The sequence below is a fragment of the Comamonas sp. E6 genome, assembly GCF_001010305.1.
GTDB classification, from domain to species: Bacteria; Pseudomonadota; Gammaproteobacteria; order Burkholderiales; family Burkholderiaceae_C; genus Comamonas; species Comamonas thiooxydans.
This window is the reverse complement of record NZ_BBXH01000020.1, coordinates 22,960-44,811: the sequence shown is the minus strand read 5'-3', so window position 1 is coordinate 44,811 and position 21,852 is coordinate 22,960. Positions and strand designations below refer to the sequence as shown.

At 63.8% G+C, this 21,852-nt stretch carries 19 protein-coding genes; 9 read left to right on the top strand and 10 right to left on the bottom strand.

All coding sequences use genetic code 11. From position 1 onward, the window contains the following. Positions 1–33 precede the first annotated feature (33 nt). The 3 genes from CSE6_RS17930 to CSE6_RS17920 all read left to right on the top strand — a co-directional run bounded on the left by CSE6_RS17930 (position 34) and on the right by CSE6_RS17920 (position 7,109). On the top strand, positions 34–1,329 hold the full coding sequence (locus CSE6_RS17930; RefSeq protein WP_059441148.1) for a DEAD/DEAH box helicase: 1,296 nt from the start codon (positions 34–36) through the stop codon (positions 1,327–1,329). A gap of 366 nt (positions 1,330–1,695) precedes the next feature. Beyond that, complete coding sequence (locus tag CSE6_RS17925) at positions 1,696–2,217, top strand: hypothetical protein (protein ID WP_059441147.1); 522 nt, start codon at positions 1,696–1,698, stop codon at positions 2,215–2,217. Between the two features lie 107 nt (positions 2,218–2,324). Next, positions 2,325–7,109 (top strand): DUF3320 domain-containing protein, encoded by a 4,785-nt coding sequence (locus CSE6_RS17920; protein WP_059441146.1) that lies wholly within the window; start codon positions 2,325–2,327, stop codon positions 7,107–7,109. A gap of 8 nt (positions 7,110–7,117) precedes the next feature. Here the strand turns inward: CSE6_RS17920 and CSE6_RS17915 are convergent, their stop codons facing one another. Beyond that, positions 7,118–7,627, bottom strand: a complete 510-nt coding sequence (locus tag CSE6_RS17915; RefSeq protein WP_003063591.1) for a hypothetical protein — start codon at positions 7,625–7,627, stop codon at positions 7,118–7,120. A gap of 153 nt (positions 7,628–7,780) precedes the next feature. On the opposite strand from CSE6_RS17915, the gene CSE6_RS17910 reads away from it, so the two are divergent. Next, entirely contained in the window at positions 7,781–8,236 is a 456-nt protein-coding gene (locus CSE6_RS17910) for a helix-turn-helix domain-containing protein (RefSeq protein WP_012839262.1), read from the top strand. Positions 8,237–8,283: 47 nt separating this feature from the next. Here CSE6_RS17910 and CSE6_RS17905 read toward each other — a convergent pair whose 3' ends face one another. After that, a complete protein-coding gene (locus tag CSE6_RS17905) occupies positions 8,284–9,306 on the bottom strand; it encodes a GlxA family transcriptional regulator (RefSeq protein ID WP_003063594.1) in 1,023 nt (340 codons plus the stop codon). 148 nt (positions 9,307–9,454) lie between these two features. Here CSE6_RS17905 and CSE6_RS17900 point away from each other — a divergent pair, with 148 nt between their 5' ends. The 3 genes from CSE6_RS17900 to fghA all read left to right on the top strand — a co-directional run bounded on the left by CSE6_RS17900 (position 9,455) and on the right by fghA (position 12,928). Next, on the top strand, positions 9,455–10,273 hold the full coding sequence (locus CSE6_RS17900) for a hypothetical protein (RefSeq protein ID WP_224648538.1): 819 nt from the start codon (positions 9,455–9,457) through the stop codon (positions 10,271–10,273). 429 nt (positions 10,274–10,702) lie between these two features. Beyond that, positions 10,703–11,824 carry an S-(hydroxymethyl)glutathione dehydrogenase/class III alcohol dehydrogenase gene (locus CSE6_RS17895; protein WP_059441145.1) on the top strand — a complete coding sequence of 374 codons (1,122 nt, stop codon included), beginning with the start codon at positions 10,703–10,705 and terminating at the stop codon, positions 11,822–11,824. A gap of 252 nt (positions 11,825–12,076) precedes the next feature. Beyond that, the gene (fghA, locus tag CSE6_RS17890; RefSeq protein WP_059441144.1) at positions 12,077–12,928 is read left to right on the top strand and encodes an S-formylglutathione hydrolase; all 852 of its coding nucleotides are present in this window, start codon (positions 12,077–12,079) and stop codon (positions 12,926–12,928) included. 108 nt (positions 12,929–13,036) lie between these two features. Here the strand turns inward: fghA and CSE6_RS17885 are convergent, their stop codons facing one another. Then, positions 13,037–13,312, bottom strand: a complete 276-nt coding sequence (locus CSE6_RS17885; protein WP_045840395.1) for a VF530 family DNA-binding protein — start codon at positions 13,310–13,312, stop codon at positions 13,037–13,039. A 228-nt stretch (positions 13,313–13,540) separates the two neighbouring features. Here CSE6_RS17885 and CSE6_RS17880 point away from each other — a divergent pair, with 228 nt between their 5' ends. Continuing rightward, positions 13,541–13,897, top strand: a complete 357-nt coding sequence (locus CSE6_RS17880) for a cupin domain-containing protein (RefSeq protein ID WP_034356876.1) — start codon at positions 13,541–13,543, stop codon at positions 13,895–13,897. 91 nt (positions 13,898–13,988) lie between these two features. On the opposite strand, the gene CSE6_RS17875 is transcribed toward CSE6_RS17880, so the two are convergent. After that, complete coding sequence (locus tag CSE6_RS17875; protein WP_034356878.1) at positions 13,989–14,288, bottom strand: putative quinol monooxygenase; 300 nt, start codon at positions 14,286–14,288, stop codon at positions 13,989–13,991. 144 nt (positions 14,289–14,432) lie between these two features. Continuing rightward, positions 14,433–16,352 carry an FAD-binding monooxygenase gene (locus CSE6_RS17870; RefSeq protein WP_034392280.1) on the bottom strand — a complete coding sequence of 640 codons (1,920 nt, stop codon included), beginning with the start codon at positions 16,350–16,352 and terminating at the stop codon, positions 14,433–14,435. A 136-nt stretch (positions 16,353–16,488) separates the two neighbouring features. Between CSE6_RS17870 and CSE6_RS17865 the strand changes: the two genes are divergently transcribed. After that, the gene (locus tag CSE6_RS17865) at positions 16,489–17,007 is read left to right on the top strand and encodes a MarR family winged helix-turn-helix transcriptional regulator (RefSeq protein ID WP_034356884.1); all 519 of its coding nucleotides are present in this window, start codon (positions 16,489–16,491) and stop codon (positions 17,005–17,007) included. A gap of 98 nt (positions 17,008–17,105) precedes the next feature. On the opposite strand, the gene phnX is transcribed toward CSE6_RS17865, so the two are convergent. The 5 genes from phnX to phnD form a co-directional block, all read right to left on the bottom strand. Beyond that, positions 17,106–17,969, bottom strand: a complete 864-nt coding sequence (gene phnX, locus CSE6_RS17860; protein ID WP_034392285.1) for a phosphonoacetaldehyde hydrolase — start codon at positions 17,967–17,969, stop codon at positions 17,106–17,108. A 60-nt stretch (positions 17,970–18,029) separates the two neighbouring features. Continuing rightward, complete coding sequence (psrA, locus tag CSE6_RS17855; RefSeq protein ID WP_059441179.1) at positions 18,030–19,118, bottom strand: iron-containing alcohol dehydrogenase PsrA; 1,089 nt, start codon at positions 19,116–19,118, stop codon at positions 18,030–18,032. A gap of 120 nt (positions 19,119–19,238) precedes the next feature. After that, positions 19,239–20,078 carry a phosphonate ABC transporter, permease protein PhnE gene (gene phnE, locus CSE6_RS17850; RefSeq protein WP_059441143.1) on the bottom strand — a complete coding sequence of 280 codons (840 nt, stop codon included), beginning with the start codon at positions 20,076–20,078 and terminating at the stop codon, positions 19,239–19,241. After that, positions 20,075–20,920, bottom strand: coding sequence for a phosphonate ABC transporter ATP-binding protein (gene phnC / locus CSE6_RS17845; RefSeq protein WP_059441142.1), 846 nt, complete (start codon positions 20,918–20,920; stop codon positions 20,075–20,077). Before phnC ends, phnE begins: the two co-directional genes overlap by 4 nt. After that, complete coding sequence (phnD, locus tag CSE6_RS17840; RefSeq protein ID WP_082085702.1) at positions 20,917–21,786, bottom strand: phosphonate ABC transporter substrate-binding protein; 870 nt, start codon at positions 21,784–21,786, stop codon at positions 20,917–20,919. Before phnD ends, phnC begins: the two co-directional genes overlap by 4 nt. Between the last annotated feature and the right edge of the window lie 66 nt (positions 21,787–21,852).

Genomic DNA, 21,852 nt, shown 5'->3' with positions numbered 1-21,852 from the left:
ATGCGCCTCCTGCACACCGCTATTGATTCTTCTATGTCTTTTGCCCCCCTAGGCCTGCGCGCCGAGCTTCTGGATGCCACACTCGATCTGGGTCTGCGCGACGCGACGCCGATTCAGACCGAGGCCATCCCCGCCGTGCTGGCCGGACGCGATCTCTGGGCCTGCGCGCCCACGGGCTCGGGCAAGACCATGGCCTATCTGCTGCCCCTGCTGCAGGCCTGGCTGGCGCAAAAGCGCGGCCACACCGGCTTTGTGCGGCCGCTGGCCACCTTGATTCTGGTGCCCACGCGCGAGCTGGCCCTGCAGGTTCATGAAAGCCTGAGCGACATCACGCGCCAACTGCGTGAGCAACCACGCAGCCGCGTGGTCTATGGCGGTGTCTCCATCAACCCGCAGATGATGCAGCTGCGTGGCAGCGCCGACTTTCTGGTCGCCACGCCGGGCCGCCTGCTGGATCTGGTGGAGCACAATGCCGTGCGCCTGAACGCAGTGCAGCATCTGGTTCTGGACGAGGCGGATCGCCTGCTGGACCAGGGCTTTGCCGAAGAACTCAACCGCGTGCTGGCCCTGCTGCCCGCCAAACGCCAAACCATGCTGTTCTCGGCCACCTTCCCGCAGAACGTGGAGGCGCTGGCCACCCGCCTGCTGCACGACCCCGTTCGGGTGCAGGTCGATGCCGACCAGGCCGCCGAGCATTCGACCAGCCCCGAGAACATCAGCCAGCGCGCCATTGCCGTGGACGGCACCCGCCGCACCCAGCTGCTGCGCCAGCTCGTCAAGCAAGGCGAGAACCAGCCCGAATGGGAACGAGCCCTGGTCTTTGTCGCCAAGCGCCACACCGCCGAAATGCTGGCCGACAAGCTCTACAAGGCTGGCATCTACGCCACCACCTTCCACGGCGATATGAGCCAGGGTGCGCGCAAGGACGTGCTCGACCAGTTCAAGGCCAAGCGCTGGCAACTGCTCATCACCACCGACCTGGCCGCGCGCGGTATCGATATCGCACAGCTGCCCACGGTCATCAACTACGACCTGCCCCGCTCGCCCGCCGACTATATTCATAGAATTGGCCGCACGGGTCGTGCAGGGCATGCTGGTTGCGCCATCACTTTTGTAAGCCCCGCCGACACCGCACACTGGAAGCTGATCTGCAAGCGCAATCAGCTGGAGATCGATCTGGAGCAAATCCAGGGCTTCGAGCCTACCGAAGCCCTACCGCCACCGCCGGTCGCGCAAGACGGCAACGGCGGCATCAAGGGCCGCAGACCCAGCAAGAAGGACAAGATGCGCGCCGCAGCTGCAGCCGCAAAGCAGCAGCCAGCCGATTAAGCTGCCGCGCAAGGCCGAGGACTCCCTCGCCTCAGCTCATCAAAAAGGCCGCCCTTGCGGCCTTTTTTGCGTCTGACAGAGACCGCCTTCAACCTGGCCGGACGCAGCCGCTCCCTCTTCCTGCCGCTTTTTCGACAGCGAAATCTCCAAATTTCCATAAACCCAATTGAAATTCAATCACCAATAGATAAGAACTATTCTTACATCCACCACACCGATAGTCATAGACATTAGGAAACATGGTTTACATGAATTTTTTAAATAAAAATTGGTAAGCCAGGTCCCTTGGCAGCACTGCGAACGCGAGCCAAGGATGTCACTGACCTGTCTGCATGCGTCTGTGAAGCGATGCAGGGGGGAACGGCAATGAAATCGTTGAAAACACTGGCAGGGTTGACCATCGTCATTGCCTGCTCCGCAGTCCAGGCCGACGAAGCCAATCAGTCTGCCGAGACCACTCAGCCCGTCGAGGTCAATCAGTCTGCCCAGGTCAGCCAGGCTGCGGGCGCATGGCATATCAATCTGCACACGGTCAGCCACCATTTCAGCGAACGGAAACGTGGCAAAACATGGAACGAGGAAAACCTGGGCCTGGGTATCAGACGAGAGTTTTCCAGCAATTTCTCCGTGCAGGCCGGCTTCTATCGCAACAGTATCGACCGCTGGAGCACCTACGCCATAGGCGAGTACACGCCGCTGACTTTTGGCAATCTGCACTCTGGCGTTTATGCCGGCTTGCGCACCAACTACACACGCCCCGTCATGGCAGCCGCCGGAGCCCTGGTGCGCTGGCAGGGTGAGCGTTACAGCGTTACGGTCCGCGCTGCACCAAAGATCTGCGGCCAATGCTCGGCTTTCATTGCGCTCGAGTTCGGCTGGAAACTGTGATCAATTTGTAAAACGGGTACGGAACCGCAGTGCATACATTGCCAATCAGCGTTGGCAGCACCAGAGAGCACGCTAAAGTGCCAGCTCACTGTGCTTTTTGATGCCCCATGCACGCAGACTCGAATTCCGCCCTCATCACCCGCCAGCTCGAAAAAAGCCGCCAGGCGCTGCTGGACCTATCCACACGCAACCGGCTGCTGAGCCTGCCTCAGGCCGCCACGGCACGCGTGCTGCATTTTGCGGATGAACGCACGGACGAGGTCTATCGCCTGCTGGCGGGCGAAAGCAAAGCCATGAGCTTTGCGCCGGCAAAGGCCGAGGAGGAGCAAGCAGCCGCAGACCCTGCAGAGGCCCAGGAGACACAGACCACCCTCGCCCTGCCCCAGCCCGAAGAAAGCGTCGACGAACAGCTCGATGCGCGCGGTGTGGCCCAGCGCCATCGTGACCTGAAATTGCAGACGCGCCTGTCCAGCGAGAAGCTGCAGCGCCGGCTACTGGACATGTATTCCGATGCCCGCACCTTCATCGAGGAACAGGGCGTCAACATCTTGTTTCTGGCGCTGGGTCAGCTGCAATGGTTCGACCGCAATGCTCCCGACAAGCCGCGTTTTGCGCCGCTGATTCTGCTGCCCGTAGCACTGGAGCGCAAAAGCGCGGCCGAGCGCTTCACCCTGTCCTGGTTGCAGGAAGACGCGGCGGAGAACCTGTCGCTGGCGGCCAAGCTCAAGGCCGACTTTGGCCTGGAGCTGCCCGAATTCAATGCCGGCGACGACTTCGCCCCCCGCGCCTATCTGGCCGCGGTCGCCGCCATGGCTGCAGCCCAGCCCGGCTGGCAAGTGTTGCCCGACGCCATGACGCTGGGCTTCTTCAGCTTTGCCAAGTTCCTGATGTACCGCGATCTGGACACTGCGACCTGGCCGCCGGAAAAGCGGCTGGACCAGCAGGCGCTGATTGCTGCCGCGCTGCAGGACGGCTTCGAGGCACGCGAACATCTGTTCCCCGAAGACGCCAATGTGGACCAACTGATCCCCGTCGACAGCCAGCGCCATGTGGTCGATGCGGACAGCTCGCAGTCACTGGCCATCGAAGCCGTGCGCCGCGGCGAGAACCTGGTCATTCAAGGCCCGCCGGGCACGGGCAAGTCCCAGACCATCACCAACGTGATTGCAGCGGCGATTGCCGACGGCAAGAAAGTGCTGTTCATCTCAGAGAAGATGGCGGCGCTTGAGGTGGTCAACCGCCGCCTCAAATCCGTGGGCCTTGGGCCTGCCTGTCTGGAACTGCACAGCCACCATGCCAACAAGCGCAAGGTGCTGGAGGAACTCAAGGCCACGCGCGATCTGGGCAAGCCGCGTGTGGAGCACCGCGAGCAAATCATCCATGAGCTGAGCAACGTGCAGCAGCAGCTCAACGCGCACAGCCAGACCATGCATCAGGCGCTGGCGCCCTGCACACTCACGCCCTACCAGATCCTGGGGCGGCTGGCGCGGCTGGATACGGTGCAGATCGCGCATCTGCCCGATCTGCTGCAAGGCGCACAGAACTGGTCACCCGAGGACTTTCATTCACGCCAGCAGATTGTCGAAGCACTGCGCCAGGCGGCATCCAAGGTGAGCCCGGTGGCCGGGCACCCGTGGCGCGGCGTATGCCATCCGGCGCTGCTCAAGCTGGATGCGCAACGCTTCGCCCAGCAACTGCCGACGCTGCAAGCAATGCTGGCCCGGTTGCAGCAGGATGCTGAGCTGCTGGCGCAATCCCTGAGCGCGCCGGCGGCACAGACTCTGCAGTCTCTGCATGAGCAGATCACGCTGGCGCAGCAGCTCGCCAGTGCCCCGTCCATAGACCGGCAGGCCGTCGCCAACAGCATCTGGGATCAGGGCCTGGGCCAGCTGCACAAGCTGGTCGAATGCGGCGCCCAGTTCAGCCTGCAAGCGCAGAGCCTGCGCGGCAGCTTTGCCGAATCCGCCTGGACGGCGGACTGGAATGCCCCACGCCAGAGCATCGCAGCACATGGCGATTCGCTGTTTCGCATTTTCAACAGCGGCTACCGCGCGGCGATTGCCAACCTCAAGGGCCAGCTGAAAACGACATTACCGAGCTCACGGGCAGAGCGTCTGAACCTGCTCGACAGCCTGATCGAAGCCCAGCAACTGCGCCAGAACCTGGGCCAGCAGCAGTCCCTGGGGGCAGATGCCTTTGGCAGCCTGTGGCTGGGCGAGCAAAGCGACTGGGCGCAACTGCAGGCCGTGCTGGGCTGGATGGCCGGCCCCGACGGACAGGGCCGCAGTGCCGCCTTTCGCCAGCTGTATGCCCAGCTGCCATCGCCCGCACATTGCGCGGACCTGGCCGTCCGGGCCAGTGCATCGCTGCAGGCATTCGAGGATGCTGCGCAAAGCTTGCTGGACGGCTACCGGCTCGAGACACAGGAAGCCTTTGGCGCCGCCGATCTGGCCCGCATCCCGCTGGCCGACTTTGGCGAGCGCCTTGCACAATGGGTCGCCGAGCCCAACGCCTTGCTGGACTGGACCTCGTACCACGCCACCCGTGAGCAGGCGCGTGCGGCCGGCATGGCCGTCCTGGTGCAGCAGCTCGAGAATGAATCCATTGCACAAGGAGCCCTGCCCGCCATCCTCGAACGCGCTTATTACGAAGCGCTGCTGCGTCAGGCCACTCAGGCTCACCCCGAGCTGGTCGCTTTCAACGGCGATCAGCACAGCCAGAAGGTGCGCCAGTTCCGGGCGCTGGATCTGGAGCGCATCGAACTCGCGCGCGCCCAGTCGGCACTCTCGCATTACGAGCAGGTGCCACGCAGCGCATCCGGCATGGGCCCGCTTGGCGTGCTCAATGGCGAGATTGCGCGCAAGCGCGGCCATATGCCGCTGCGCAAGCTGTTCAAGCTCGCAGGCGAAGCCGTCCAGGCCATCAAGCCCGTGTTCATGATGAGCCCGCTGTCCGTGGCCCAGTTTCTGGAGCCTGGTGCGGTCGAGTTCGATCTGCTGGTGATTGACGAAGCCAGCCAGATCGAGCCCGTGGATGCGCTGGGCGCCATCGCCCGCTGCAAGCAGCTGGTGGTGGTGGGCGACGACCGCCAGCTGCCGCCCACGCGTTTTTTCTCGCGCATGACCAGCGAGCAGGACGAGTTCGACGACGAGGACGAAGACCAGCTCATCGCCGGAGCTGCCGATGTGGAGAGCATTCTGAGCCTGTGCCTAGCCAAGGGCATGCCCCAGCTCATGCTGCGCTGGCATTACCGCAGCCGCCACCAGTCGCTGATTGCGGTGTCCAACCAGCAGTTCTACAACAGCAGCCTTTACGTCGTGCCCAGCCCCTACACGGCCCGCTCGGGCATGGGGCTGCGCTTTCACCATCTGCCCGAAGGCCGCTTTGACAGCGGCGCCAGCCGCATCAACCGCATCGAGGCCCAGACCATTGCACGCGCCATCATGCAACACGCACAGCAGTCGCCGCAGCTCAGCCTGGGCGTGGCCGCTTTCTCGCTGCAGCAAAAAGTCGCCATCCAGGACGAGCTGGAACTGCTGCGTCGCCAGCAGCCCGAGGCAGAGTCCTTTTTTGTGGCCCATCCCAACGAACCCTTCTTCATCAAGAACCTGGAAAACGTGCAGGGCGACGAGCGCGATGTGATCTTCATCTCGGTGGCCTATGCGCGCAACGCGCAGGGCTATCTGCCCATGCGCTTCGGCCCTGTGAGTGCCGATGGAGGCGAGCGCCGGCTGAACGTGCTGATCTCGCGTGCCAAGCAGCGCTGTGAGGTGTTTTCATCCATCACCGCCGACGATATCGACCTGGAACGCGGCAAGGGCAAGGGCGTGGCCGCGCTCAAGGTATTCCTGCAATACGCGGCCACCGGTCAGTTGGCCCTGGCCGGCATCAGCGGACGCGATCTGGAGTCGCCGCTCGAAGAAGATGTGTACGAAGCGCTGACGGCCCAGGGTCTGCAGGTGCAGACTCAGATCGGCATTGCGGGCTTTTTCATCGATCTGGCCGTGGTCGATCCAGAACAGCCGGGGCGCTATCTGCTGGGCATTGAGTGCGACGGCATGAGCTATCACCACAGCCGCTCTGCGCGCGACCGTGACCGCCTGCGCCAGTCCGTGCTGGAGAGCCAGGGCTGGACGCTGCTGCGCATCTGGGGCTGCGACTGGTTCCGCCAGCCGCGTGCCCAGACCGAGCGTGTCCTGGCCGCCGTCGAAGCTGCCAGGCAGCGCAAGCAGGCCGAACCAGTTCAGCCGCTAATGCCCACCCATCAGTCACAGACAGCCACAGAAGTCATAGAACGCGCAGCACGGTCCGATGCCGAAAGCGCCGAGACGGAATCGGCCGCAGGCCCTGACGACAGCCTCTATCAGGAAGCCCGCTTTGCCGTTCCCGCCGGAGAACTGCACAACCAATCCACCGCAAAGCTGGCCCAGCTGATGCACCAGGCAGTGGAGCTGGAAGGACCGATTCATTTCGACGAACTGGTCACCCGCATGCGTACGCTTTGGGGCCTGCAACGCGCCGGCAGCCGCGTGCGCGATGCGCTGGAGCAGGCACGCCAATCGCTGCTGGCCGATGAGGCACTGGCCGCAGAAGGGGAGTTTCTCGACCTGCCGGGACGAGCGGTGCGGGTACGCAATCGCGCAGAGGTCGGCTCGGCCAATCTGCGCCGCATCGATTGCCTGCCGCCAGCCGAGATCCGTGCAGCGATTGCCCTGGCCCTCAGGAGCAGCCTGGGCGGCCAGCGCGAGGAACTGCCCGCTGCTGTGGCCCGGCTGCTGGGCCTGAGCGCTGTCACCGCGCCGGTACGCGAGCTGGTGCTGACGCAGCTCGATGCGCTGCATGGCAGCGGCGCCGTGGCATTCAACGGGACGCTGTATCGACTACCGACCTGAGTCCTGAGTCAGTGGTCGTTGCTGACCTTGCGGTCCTCGCTCTTGGCCTCCTCCATGGCCTCGGGCTCCAGTTCCTCCGCCGAACGATTCAGGTGAACAAACACCCCCCAGCCGACCATGAGCATGCCGACGGCAATAACCAAGGCGGCGGAATACAGCAGCTTCTCGGGCTGCTCCTGGGCCTTGAAGGTGGCAACCAATCCCTCGACGGCCAGGGCGACCACCAGCACCACCATAAAGCGTGAGAGAAAGCGACGCACTCTTGTCGGGCCGCTGATATGGGCGTCGCGCACCACCTCTTCTTCAATCACGGTCTGGGAAATCTGCAGAGCCACCACGCCTGAGGCCAGAATGCCCAGCGCCTCCACCACATGCAGCGTGGCCTCCGGCTCCAGGCCGGCTGCAATCACGGCCCAGGCCTTGGTGACGGCCATCCAGATCAGGCACAACGCCGCCAGGCCGAACAGCAGGGCAATCAGCGAATGAGTCAGGGTGTAGAGCCAGTGAACAAACTTCATGAGCAACTCCAAGACCGTGTTGACGATCCATCGCCGTCCATGCTTGCAGACTTGATCTGGCCGCTTCGTAGGACAGTCAAGAAAACTGCTGGCTCAATGCAAAGAGCGCCCTGTTTGCCCTGAGCACTCCCCAAATCTGCCTACCATTGGCATATGCCTCGCCAGAACACCAGTCCCGCAGAGTTTCCGCCCGCCATTCTTTTGCAGATAACGCAGCTGGCCCAGCACATAGTGGCCCTGCGCAAGAGTCGGGGCGAAACACAGACGCAGTGGGCAGAGCGGCTGGGTATTTCCCAGCCCACCATGGCACGCATAGAGCGCGGCGACCCGGCCGTGGCCATGGCGACCTATGTGTCCTGCCTGTGGCAGCTCAATCCCGAGCTGGACCTGACCCGGTTGCTCGCACCCAAGGCTCCAGCCCTGGCACCCGCATCCCGCTCGGATGCCCCCTGCCTAGACAGGAAAAGAACTGCAGCGCCAAAGAGGGCCAAGTCCGCCGCCGAACCTGCCGTCGAGACCGCGAACCACGATGAGCAACAGGCGCAGATCGAGCGCAATTTTGCTGCAGCCAAGGCCGCTCTCGATTTCTTCAAGAGCCCTCTGTTCTGATCGGCTGACCGAAAACCGGCGGCTTCCGACAGGATGCCGCAAGCCCATCAGTCTCCGAACCGCTCCCGGTAAGCCACAGGTGTGATACCCAGCTTGCGCACGAACAGATGTCGCAGCGCCTGCTCCGAGCCCAACCCGACCTTGGCGGCCACGGTCTTGAGGGGCACAGAGCCCAGATTCTCCAGCAGCTGCTTGGCCCGCTCCAGGCGAGCGTTTTCCACAAAGCTGCTGGGACTGCAGCCGGTCTCCTGCTGAAAGACGCGGCGAAAATTGCGCTCGCTCATCGCTGCCTTGCCCGCCAGCAGCGCCAGCGGCATGGGCTGGTCCAGGTGCTCCAGCACCCACTGCTGAGCAGCCTGCACTGCGCTGTGCTGCGTGGCCTGTGCGGCCAGGGATACGCTGAACTGAGACTGGCCGCCGGGACGTTTGAGATACATGACCAGGTCGCGTGCCACCTGCAGTGCCAGCGCATGGCCGAAATCATGCTCCACCACCGCCAGCGCCAGATCAATGCCGGCAGTGACACCGGCCGAAGTCCAGAGCTGACGCATGCCGTCGCTGTCCTTGATTTCGTCGCACACATAGATCGCATCGGCATCCACCTGCACCCGCGGATAACGCTGGGCAAGCGCCCCGGCCACACTCCAGTGCGTGGCCGCGCGGCGATCATTGAGCAAACCGGCTGCTGCCAGAAAAAAACTGCCGCTGCACAGCGCGATCATGCGCCCGACCCCGGGAGCCACTCGCGCCACCCAGTCCACCAGCTCTGGCGAAGCCGCCAGCACCTGCTCGATATGGCGCGCACCCACCAGCAGCACCGTGCACCCCGTGCCCTCGGCCTCGACCTGCGCCAGGGTATGGCTGGCCTGCAAGCCCATCAAGGTGTCCGAGGGCACCAGACCGGCCTGTGACGCCACCACCCGCACCACATATCCGTCAGGCAGGCCTTTGTGCCGCAAATGCACATTGGCATAGTCAAACACGGACATGGGGCCTATGGCCTCCAGCGCCTTGAAGCCGGGGTAGACAACCAGATCGACGCGGTGGGCGCCAGCGTGATGGTGTTCCATACAAAAATCAGAGCAGTTCAAGCATATACAACCAGCGCTGCAGGCACTTGCAGCGCACGAGCCTCGACTATACGCAAGCCCTCTCGGCAGCTAGTGCAGGCAGTCGCATCCACTGCTAAAGTCCGGGGCTTCTGCCCTTTTTCCACCCATGATTCCCGGACCTCTTTTTACCCTGCCCATGCTGTTGCTGCTGCTCGCCCCCCTGGTGGCAGCCGGCCTGAGCCTGTGGCTGCTGCTGCGCGGGCTGTTCTGGTGGCTGCGCCATAGGCACACGCCCGCCTCCGAGCGCCCGCCGTTCTGGCACTGGCCCGTCGTGGTGGTGGCGATATTGGCCCTGGCCGGCGATCTCTGGGGCCTGGTGCTGGCGCGCAAGCTGGTACAGATTGAAGAGGCCGTGACACTGCGGGCCCACTATCGCGAAAGCCGACAGCGCTTTGTGCTGCCCGAGGACTTCCGCTATGGCGAGCAGCTATTCCCCAAAGGCACCTTGATCAACCGCTACGACGCCTTTGACAACGGCGAGCGCCAGCGACCGCTTGGCCTGCGAGGACTGAGTGCGGCGCGCTTTACGCAACCGGTGCAAATCGCAGGTGCCTGGGTCAGCGCCATCGACAACGGCGCATTGGAGCTTGCCCGCGACCAGCGCCTCGGTCCGGTGTTCCACTTCGATCCCGACGTCAACCCGGGTTATGGCGCCTGGGTGGTCGACCCGAAGCGCTCCTATCTGGAATGCCGCAAGGGCGATATCGCCAGCCTGCATGTGCCCTTGATCGACTATGACATTCAGGCCGAGTTTCTGGTCGGCGCCCCCGACGGCCCCGAGGCGCGCTACCGTCCCAGTCAATGGGGCTTCATCGATTGCCAGGAGGGCAAGCCCGCCATTGAGGTGCAGCCGGCCTATGACGGCCCGGCACCACCAGGCGCACACCTGCCGGTGTGGGGGACGCTGATACCGAATGAGGATTGAGCTGGAGACGCTAGGCGCACCAATACTCTGTGCTGCCCGCGATGATCCGACTCGGATGTAACGACCAGATCCTCCCCGATCAATGCTGCGACGCATGCAGCCCGAACCGCCAGCAAGAACGCGGTCAAGTTGCTGATGATGTTCAAGAGCCCTGCAGCGGCAGGATGGATGCTGGCCATGCCGTCCCTATGATGGCGGCCTCAGCCGGAGTGCAAAGCGGCCGATCAGGATTCATGGCATCGCCAGCCGACGGAAGACGATCCCGCGAACCGTGTGACATTCGGCCAAAGAGCCGCCATCTGCGGCCACGAATTTCCATAGGGCGACGGGATCGCCTACATTCACACTTCACAACCGGTGCGCCCAGTCAGGCCTTGGCCCTGCCCCGGGCAGCCACCGCATCCTCAGCCTTCCAAGAAAGACCTGCCCATGAAATCCCGCGCCGCCGTAGCCTTCAAAGCCGGAGAACCCCTGCAAATCGTCGAGATCGACGTCGCGCCGCCCAAGGCTGGCGAGGTGCTGGTCAAGATCACCCATACCGGCGTCTGTCACACCGACGCCTTCACCCTGAGCGGTGACGACCCCGAAGGCATCTTCCCCGCCGTGCTGGGTCACGAAGGCGCGGGCATCGTGGTGGAAGTGGGCGAAGGCGTGACCAGCGTCCAGCCCGGCGATCATGTGATTCCGCTGTACACCGCCGAATGCGGCGAATGTCTGTTCTGCAAGAGCGGCAAGACCAATCTGTGCGTGGCCGTGCGCGCCACCCAGGGCAAGGGCGTGATGCCCGACGGCACGACGCGCTTCAGCTACAAGGGCGAGCCCATCTATCACTACATGGGCTGCTCGACCTTCAGCGAATACACCGTGGTTGCTGCCGTCTCGCTGGCCAAGGTCAACCCTGATGCCAACCCCGAGCAGGTCTGCCTCTTGGGCTGCGGCGTGACCACTGGCCTGGGCGCAGTCAAGAACACTGCCAAGGTGCAGGAAGGCGACACCGTGGCCGTGTTCGGCCTGGGCGGCATCGGCCTGGCCGTGATCCAGGGCGCCAAGCTGGCCAAGGCCGGCCGCATCATCGCCGTCGACACCAACCCCGGCAAGTTCGACCTGGCCAAGACCTTCGGCGCCACCGACTGCGTGAACCCCAAGGACTTCGACAAGCCCATCCAGCAAGTGATCGTCGAGATGACGGGCTGGGGCGTGGACCACAGCTTCGAATGCATCGGCAATGTGGAGGTGATGCGCGCGGCGCTGGAATGCGCCCACCGCGGCTGGGGCCAGTCGGTCATCATCGGCGTGGCCGGTGCCGGTCAGGAGATCAAGACCCGCCCCTTCCAGCTGGTGACCGGCCGCAAGTGGCTGGGTACGGCCTTTGGCGGCGTCAAGGGCCGCAGCGAGCTGCCCGGCATGGTGGAAGATGCCATGGCCGGCAAGATTCAGCTCGAACCCTTCGTGACCCACACCATGGGCCTGAAGCACATCAACGAAGCCTTCGAGCTGATGCACGAAGGCAAGTCGATTCGCTCGGTGGTCAACTACGCCGACGCTTCGTAACTCCCTGAGGCGCTTTGCCTGGGCGGCCCTGCGCCTTCCCCCTTTCTCACTTCGCGGAAGGGGGACGACATCCTCGGTGCGCGGCGGCGCTTCCTCGGTGTCTCATCAATGGGCCGCGCTAGTTTTGAAGAACCACCCAGCGCTTTTAATTTCATAGCTGCTTGCGCATGCTTTGATTCATATTTATATATAAAACAGCTGCAAACGCTTGATTAACGAGCGCAAGCAGCTTTTCTTTTAGGAGTGACTGCCATGGAACTCAAGAACGCCCACGCCTGCTTTGGCGGCGCCCAGCGCTATTACGAACACCATAGTTCCGAGATCGGCCTCGCCATGAAGTTCTCGGTCTATCTGCCACCCAAGGCCGTGATGGGCGAGAAGGTGCCGGCCCTGCTCTATCTGGCGGGTCTGACCTGTACCGAGGAAACCTTCATGATCAAGGCCGGCGCCCAGCGCATGGCCTCCGAACTCAATATCGCCCTGATCTGCCCCGATACCAGCCCGCGCGGCGCGGGTCTGGCGGGCGAGGCCGACAGTTGGGACTTTGGCGTGGGCGCCGGTTTTTACCTGGACGCGACCACCCGGCCCTGGGCGCTGCACTGGCGCATGGAGAGCTACATCCTCAATGACCTGCTACCCCTGGTCGGCAGCAAGCTGCCCGTGAACCTGCAGCGTCTGGGCATCTTCGGCCACAGCATGGGCGGCCACGGCGCGCTGACCCTGGCGCTGCGCCACCCGGGCCGGTTCAGGTCGGTCTCGGCCTTTGCGCCGATTGCCAACCCGCTCAACTGTCCCTGGGGCCACAAGGCTTTCAGCGGCTATCTGGGCGAAGACAAGGCCGAATGGGCCAGGCATGACGCCAGCGAGCTCATGAGCGCGCAGACCGCAGCACCCTACCCCGCAGGCATCCTCGTCGACCAGGGCCTGGCCGACAAGTTCCTGATCGAAAAGCAACTGCTGCCCGAGGCCTTCGAAGCCGCCTGCGCCAAGGCTGGCCAACCGCTCACGCTGCGCCGGCATGCGGGCTACGACCATGGCTACTATTTCATTCAGAGCTTTGTCGACGACCATCTGCGCCACCATGCGCAGCAACTGGGCGCCTGATTCTTTGGAACGGGTTCGCGCGGCCGAGACTACCCAGCCATAGCTGTCACCCCACACGGGCAAAAGCCGCCTGACGGCGGTGTCTTCTTGATGCGGTCCGGCGCCGGATCAGTCCTCGGAGCGCTCCGATCTTCTCGCGCGCCGCTGCTGCTCGAGCTCATCGGCACGCTGGGTCTGTACATACAGCTGCTCCACCTGTTCGCGCGCCCAGGGCGTCTTGCGCAGAAATTTCAGGCTCGAAGAGATGCTGGGATCCAGGTTGAAGCAGCGCACGGGCACCCGGCGCCCCAGCTCGCTCCAGCCGTAGTAATCAACCAGATCGGTAACGATGCGCTCAAGCGTCAGCCCATGCAGCGGGTTGCGCGGTTGTTCTTGGGAAGTCATTCGCGCATTGTCGGGGAATCGCCCGGCAGAGACAGCCCCGGGGACAAGATCCGCTCTGCCCGGCCTGTCCGGGACAGCCTGTCCGGGCCTGCTTGTGCAGCCGGGCGCCACGCCAATGACATGGGTTTGGCTTTCCTGTGCGCCAGCAAGAGATCACACTTTTGGCAACCGGCCTGAGCGAAGACAGGTTCGCTTCAACGGCCATGACGAGGCGCGAAGGAGCAAAGAATGTCCAAGCAACAGCAAGTCCCCCAGACCAGGGGGGTGGCCGTGCAAATGCTGGCCACGCTCGACCTGGGCCCCGAGATCGAAGGCATGTCGGGGCGCCAGCTTCGCATGCGCCTGGTGACCATGGCGCCGGGCGGCGTGTTCGGCCCGCTTCACGACCACAGGGACCGACCCGGCATGGTCTACATCCTCGAAGGTTGCATCACCGACCACAGAGATGGCGTGGCCACCGACTACGGCCCGGGCGTGGGCTGGCCCGAAGACAGGAACACCACGCACTGGCTTGAAAACCGTTGCGCCGTGACGGCAGTGGAAATATCGGTGGACATCATCAGGCTGCAGCAGGCTTCAAACTAGGCGCTCTCACGCCAAGCATCTTCATGCAAGCCTCTGCCTCTGCCTCTGCCTCTGCCTCTGCCTCTGCCTCTGCCTCTGCCTCTGCCGCAGCTCAGGTGGCGCGTGACGCCTGGACCTCGTAGAGCCGCAGATCCCGCTGCCCGATTCCCAGAGTCGGCCAGGCGGCACGCCAGGCCTGGATATGCGCGGAGGCGAAATGTGCATCCAGCGCTGCCTGATCCACCCACAGCTCCTTCACATGGATCAGCCCCGGCACCAGCACATCCTCGGCATAGCCGTACTCGAGACAGCCGGGCTCGGCGCGGGATGCATCGACCATGGCACGCATGGCGGGCCGGGCAAGCGCCAGGTTTTCGGATGGCAAACGCACGGTACCCACGATCAACAGCATGTCTTCTCCTCTTGAGCACAAGCAAACATCGTAGCAAGCAGCGCCCGCTCTCTCTGCCCCGGGCGCAAAAAAGGGAGGGCCATGCCCTCCCTGAAACACCTTCCAGGTGTTGATGCTGATCAGCAGTCCTTAGGTCACGGGCTCTCAGGCTCGCATGAAAGACTCGAAATAGGCGCTCAGTGCAGCGTGGTCGCCCAGAGGCAGAACCTGGGCCACATACTGGTCGGGACGCACCACCACCAGAGCGCCCTGCTCGCGGTCGATGCCGCGCAGCTCGAAGATGTCCTGACCGGCATTCTTCAGATCGGGGCTGAACACTTTTTCATAGTCGATCATTCCCAGCTGGCCCTTGGACGGCAGCAACAGGGCCGGCAAGGTCTCCAGCGCCACCTCGGTATAGGCCTGCGGGAAGATGGCACGCAGATCGAAGATGCTGTCGATATCCTGGCCGGCCTGCGTGAAGCGGCGCAGCGGCGATGCCGCATCGCTCTCCAGGAAGCGGCACAGCGCCAGCAGGCCGGATTCGGGCTGCGCCAGGTCGTTCTGCCCTGCAAACGCATACAGGCGCCAGCGGCCATCGGCCTTGCCGCAGTGACCCAGCTGCACGGGCTTGGCATCGGAGACGCGCACCACCGGCGCGGAATGGAAGCGCATGCCCACGGTGAAGCCGCTGGCCAGTGCCTGATGCGTGGCCTGCCCGGTCAGCAGCGAGGGCGCATAGTGCGTGCCCACGCCGGCCGTGAAGCGGCCGTGCTGCTCGAAATACTTCTGGAATTCCTTGGGGTCCACACCGCCCTGACCGCCTTCCTTGGCCGGGTCGCTGAACATCTTGGCCCATTCGCGGTCGAAGTCGATCAGTTGCTGGGCCACGACCTGGCGCTCGGACGAATAGGTGTGCAGCAGCTCGGGCGCACATTGCTTGCGCAGCACGGCGGCCAGCTTCCAGCCCAGGTTGAAGCTGTCCTGCATGGAGAAATTCATGCCCTGGCCGGCCTTGGGGCTGTGGGTGTGGCAGGCATCGCCGGCGATGAAGACGTGCGGCAGGGGCGAGTCCGGTGTGGCCACGGCATCGGTCACATCGTCATATTTGGCGCAGATGCGCTGGCCGATCTCGTACACCGACCACCAGGGCACATTCTTGACGTCAAGCTTGTAGGGATGGAGCACGCGCTGGGCAGTTGCTATCAGTTGCTCCACCGTGATGTTGCGGCTGGCAACGCGCTCGTCGGCATCGAGCTTGTCCATCTCCACATAAAAGCGCACCAGATGACCGCCTTCGCGCGGGATGATGAGCACATTGCCCTGCTCGGACTGAATGGCCACCTTGTAACGCACATCGGGGAAGTCCGTCACGGCCAGCACATCCATCACGCCCCAGGCCTGGTTGGCCGAGTCGCCGACCAGCTGGCGGCCGATGGCCCGGCGCACATTGCTGCGCGCGCCGTCGCAGCCCACCACATAGCGGGCCTGCACGGTTTCGATCTGACCGGCATGGGCCGCGTCGCAGCGCTCCAGCGTCACGGTGACCGGATAGTCCGCTGCACCGTGGTCGACCTTCACATCCAGCACGCGGCGTGCGTAGTGCGGCTCCAGGCGGCTGGGCGAGTTGCGCATGCGCTCCAGATAGTGGTCGTGCACGCGCGCCTGGTTCAGGATGACGTGAGGAAACTCGGACAGACCGTCTTCCGTATCCTGCACGCGGCCATGGCGGGCGATCCGGCCGGGCTGGGCAGGATCGGGCTTCCAGAAGGTGACGTCGTTGATCCAGCAGGCCTCCTTGAGGATGGAGTCGGCAAACTCGAAGGCCTCGAACATTTCCATGGTGCGGCAGGCAATGCCGTCGGCCTGGCCCAGCTCCATCGGGCCTTCCTTTTGTTCCACGATGCAGGTGCGGATATCGGGGAAGGCCGCCAGCTGCGCGGCCAGCGTCAAGCCGGCAGGCCCGCAGCCCACGATCAGCACATCGACCTGCGAGGGCACGGTCTCGGTATGGGCAGGGGCCAGCGGCGAAGCTGGAGCGATCAAGGGGTTGCCAGGACGAAAACCGTTCAAATGAAACTGCATGGAGGCCTCAAGTTCTTCAAGTGCGCAGACGCCAGTGTCTGCCCAATCAGTCCGCACACAAATAGTATGTATGCATACCAAATGCATGCATCGTATTATTCGAAACTTGAAATGCCAACCCCACCTAGGGAAAACCATGATTAACTCTGCACTGCCAAACGTTGCCTCAGACAGCGCCAGCAGCCACCCTGTCTTTCCACGCCTGGAGGTGGAAACCTTTCCCGGCCACGGCATACGCCGCCTGCAACAGGTGGCCGTGGCCGTGTTCAGCCAGGCCACCGAAGCCTGGGGCGTGACGCCGCTGCAATTTGCCGTGCTACAAAAACTGGTGCATCTGCCGGGCATAGACCAGCGCACGCTGAGCATGGAAGTGGGCTTTGACAAATCCACCATCGGCGGCGTGATCGACCGGCTGGAAGCACGTGGTCTGTTGTTGCGCCAGCACACGGCCAAGGATCGCCGCGTGCGTCTGCTATCCCTGACGCCCGAGGGCGAAGCCCTGCTTGCCGACGCCGGCCCCTCCGTGCTGCAAGCCCAGCAGCAGATGCTGGACCCGCTGAGCGAGGCCGAACGCGAGCTCTTCACACAGCTGATGCGCAAGGTCATCGAGCATCACGAGCAGCTCGACCCCGAGGCGCAGACGCCCGCAGGCTGAGCCCAAACCGCAGAAAAAAAGCCCCGAGCCGTCAGGCCTGGGGCTTGGCTGTTCAGGGCCGGGCTCGCAACCGGATCTGCGAGCTTCCGAATCGCGCCCTAGAACGGCATTTTTCCGGCACGCATCTGGGCCGCGATCTGCGCCAGCACGGCCGGCAGATCGGCCACGCTGCGCACCACGTAATGGGCTCCGGCCTTTTTGAGCTTGGCTTCGGCCACGGCGACACGGGCCTCGACCTCTTGCTCGGGCGCCCTGGCAAACTCCTCCACGCTATAGCCGACCTCGTTGCCCGACAGGCTCAGGCCCACGGTCCACATGCCTGCGCGCAGACCTTCCTCGATGCCGGGCACGGTGTCATCCACCTTCACGCAGGCACGCACATCGCCAATGCCCAGCGCCAGCACATTGGCCAGTGCCATGAAGGGGCCGGGGCGGCCGCCGGCTTCGAGCTCATCGCCGGCCACCACATAGTCGGGCTTGAGGCCTGCGCCCTCGGCCTGCGGCAGCAACTGGTTGAGCACCTCGCGCGGGTAGCCCGAGCAGGAGCCGACCTTGAGACCATGGTCGCGCAGCCATTGCAGCGTCTGCACAGCGCCTGCTATGGGGGCCGAGAACTCGCCCACCTTGGCAATCTGCAGCGGCATGAAGCGCGCGTAGATGGCATCCACATCCTCGTTGGTCGGCGTCCGGCCAAAAGCGCTCTGCCACTGCGCAGCAATGCTTTCATCCTGCAGCAACTGGTGGATATGGTCCCATTTGGACAGGCCCATGGGCCCGCGCGCCTGGGCCAGGCTGATGCTGATGCCGAAGCTGGCAAAGGCTTCGACAAAGATTTGCGTGGGTGCGAGCGAACCAAAATCCACCAGCGTGCCGGCCCAGTCGAAGATGACGGCTTGGAGCGGTGACAGGTCGGCAGAGGGCTGGGACAGGACCAGGGTTTCGGCTTGAGCGATGGAGTTCATGATTTTTTCAGTGGTGACTTCAACAGAATGGAAAGCACAAAGGTGTCGACCTTGCGCGACTCAGCTCAGAGAGCGAATGAAGTTGCGACCGCGCGGGCCGCTAGCGGCTTTTTGCACCATGGCGCTCCAGGCGCCTGGCTGCACGCCATAGTGGGCCGGATCGGTGGCAACGCCCAGCCCTTGCAGAACGCAGCGCAGACGCTCGACGGCCACAGCAGGCGTGCCGGCATCGAAGATGGAGAGCAAGGCGGCATCGGCCACCGCATCCGCGCCCAGCGCCATCTCCAGCACCAGGGGCAGGCTGAACGAGCAGGCCAGGCCATGCGGCACGCCATGCTGCAGCGTGATGTCGTAGGACAGCGAATGTGCGAGCGCAGTCTTGGTGTTGGAAAAAGCCAGGCCGGCCATCAGCGCCGCCTCGGCCATCTCGCTGCGCAGCTGTGGGTTATCCAGATCCTGCATCAGCGCGGGCAGCGTGGCCAGCGTGCGGCGCGCCGACTGCACGGCCAGCGCCATGGAGACCGGGTTGCGGTTCACATTCCAGATGGATTCCAGCGCATGCGACAACGCATCCAGCCCCGAGGCCAGCGTGGCGCCGGCCGGCAGGCTGGTCATCAGCTCGGCATCGATGACCGCGGCCTCGGGCCAGGTGCAGGACTGGTGCAGCGAATACTTCTGGCCGGCGGCCTGATCCCAGATCGTGGCCCAGGGCGTGACTTCGCTGCCCGTGCCGGCAGTGGTGGGGATGGCGATCAGGGCCTTGTGCCCTCCCGCCCCCAACTGGCCGCCCTGCTTGAGCAACGCCCGCAGATCGGCAAAACGGCCACCGGGCGTATGACAGATCAAGGCCTTGGCCGAGTCGATGGCGCTGCCGCCCCCCAGGGCCACGATCACGGGCACCTCGGCATGGTCACGCTGCACCTGCTCGTACAGCGGCGCCAGCCACTGCACATCGGGATTGGGGGCAATACTGTCGATCACGCCGCGAAGCTGCGCTCCCAGCAGCTGGCGCATGCGCTGCACCAGGCCCAGGCTTTCAGCCTCGGGGAAAGTGACCAGCAGGCAGCTGCGCCCGGCCAGCAGGGCCGGCAGTTGATCGAGACTGTTGCGACCCACGCTGATATGCACGGGGTTGTGATAGGTCCACACGAGAAAGCCTTTTTGACGTTTTTTGAGCAAAATCGGCCCTTGACGCTTATGTACCAAGCGCTGATAGCTCATGTTTTTGATGGTTCAAGCACTGCGGCGCACACCGGCACCGCAGCGGAATCAGTGGCGAGTGCCTTGCTGTATGCGGCTGCGCAGCCAGTTCGATGCCATGTCGGCTGCAATCACCATCACCGTGATGACGATGATGCAGGTCGCAGTCTCCTGGTAGCGGAACAGCTTGAGGCTGCTGACCAGCTCGAATCCCAGACCGCCCGCTCCGACCATGCCCAGCACGGTGGCAGAGCGCAGATTGACTTCGAAGCGGTAGAGCACCACGGCAATCCAGGCGGTGATGACCTGGGGCACCACGCCAAAGGCGATGATCTGCAGCTGGCTGGCACCGGCGCTGCGCAAGGCCTGCAGCGGGCCGTCGTCGATTTCCTCGATGGCTTCGGCAAAGAACTTGGCCAGCATGCCCATGCCGTGCAGGGCCAGGGCCAGCACGCCGGGGAAGGGGCCCAGGCCCACGGCCGAGACAAATACCAGCGCCAGAATCAGCTCGTTGATGCTGCGGATCACATTGAGAAACTGGCGCGTGATGCGACGCAGCCAATGCCAGCCGTGCAGATTGCCGGCCGCGACAAAGGACAGCGGCAGCGCCAGAATCACGCTGAGCAAAGTACCCCAGATGGCGATCTGTATCGTCTCCAGCGCCGGTGCCCACAGGCGCGGCAGCATGCTCCAGTCGGGCGGCACCGAGCGCGAGAGGAAGTCGCCAATCTGCGGCATGCCGCCCGCCAGCTCGCTCCAGCTCATCTGCGCGCCCGCAGCGCTCCATTGCAGCACCCAGGCAATGATCAGGGCCAGCGCTGCATAGCCCAACCAGCCGCCCTTGCCTTGCGGACGCGCGGCCGTCCATTGCCAGTGATCTGGCGTGTGCTTCAAGCTCTGGCTGTTCATTGCAGACCTCCTGCGGCAGTGGCTGGCGACATCGCCCCGGGCAGCCAGTTGCCGACTGCGGTGCTGCTGACATGCAGCACGCCGCCCTGCTCTGCGGTATGTCCGGCGGGCTGAGGCTCGCCGCTGTAGATGGCGTTGAGCGCAGCCTCGTCCAACATCGCCGGTACGCCGTCAAACACCATGCGCCCTTGCGACAGGCCGACGATGCGATCGCCAAACTCCCGGGCGTAATCAACCTGGTGCAGATTGCAGACCACGGCAATGCCGAGCTCGCGCGTGGCATCGCGCAGATACTGCAGCACGCTGCGCGCGGTCTTGGGATCCAGGCTGGCCACGGGCTCGTCGGCCAGAATCAGCTGCGGCTGCTGGGCCAGCGCACGGGCAATGCCCACGCGCTGCATCTGCCCGCCCGAGAGCGCTTCGGTGCGCTCATCGGCCTTGTGGGCCAGGCCCACACGCTGCAGGCATGCATCGGCCAGTGCGATATCGCTTTGCTTGAACAGCTGCAGCACCGAGGCCAGCGTGCCGACCTGACCCAGCCGCCCCGTGAGCACGTTCTTGCGCACCGACAGGCGCTGCACCAGGTTGTGGTGCTGGAAGACCATGGCCACATGGCGGGCCAGCTCGCGGCGCGAGTGCCTGCGCATCAGATCGATGCCGCCCACCTGCAGTTGGCCGCTGTCGGGCTGGTTCAGCCCGTTCATGCAGCGCAGCAAGGTGGACTTGCCGGCACCCGACAGGCCCAGCATGACCACGAACTCGCCGGCCTTCACATCCATGTCTATGCCATGCAGCACATGGTTGCTGCCATAGCTTTTGCGCAGATTGCGGATGCTGATCATTTCATCTTCCCGAGGTCCAGATTCAGCGCCTTGGCGGTCTGGCGCACCACGTCATAGGCCTGATCGTTGGTGGGCGCAAAACCATTGAGCTCGCCACGGTCGCCCCAGGGCAGGCCCTTGATCTCGGCCAGTGCCGCAGCCACCTTCTTCTTGGTGGCTTCGTCGAGGTTCTTGCGCCAGGCCATGGGCGACTCAGGGATGTCCTTGGAGCGCCAGATAACCTGGAAATCCTCGGCCTTCACATGGCCCTTGGCCACTGCCGTCTGGAAGATGGGATCGGCCACGGCCGCCGCATCCACCTTGCCGTTGGCCACAGCCATGATGCTGGCGTCGTGCGAGCCCGAGAAAATTACGCGGGAGAAATACTTGTCGGTATCGATGCCCTCGCCCTTGAGGCCGGCCTTGGGAAACAGATGACCCGATGCCGAGCTGGGATCGACAAAGGCAAAGGTCTTGCCCTGCAACTGGGGCACGGTGCCCAGGCCCTTGTCCTTTTTGCTGATGATGATGCTGTTGTACGAGCTCTTGCCCGACTTCTTGGCCACGGGAATGGCGAATGCCTCTGCATTCGCCAACTGGCTGGCCAGCACATAGGAGAAGGGGCCGAAATAGGCCACGTCGATCTTGCCCGAGCGCATGGCCTCGATCACGCCGTTGTAGTCATTGGCCACAAAGGGCTTGATCTTCAGGCCGGTCTTGGCGGCCAGCTGGTCCATCACCTGCTGGCTGGCGCGCATCATGGCCTGGGCGTCTTCGGAAGGGATCAGGCCCACGCGCAACTCGGTGGGTTGCTGCGCCATGACGCCGGTGGTGGCGGCCAGGGTCAGGCTGGCGACTGCGGCTTTGAGCCATGTTTTGCGGGTCATCGTCACGGAATTCATCCTTTGCATGTGCGTGTGAAGTGCAGCTTTTCCGGGCTGCCGTCGCACCGT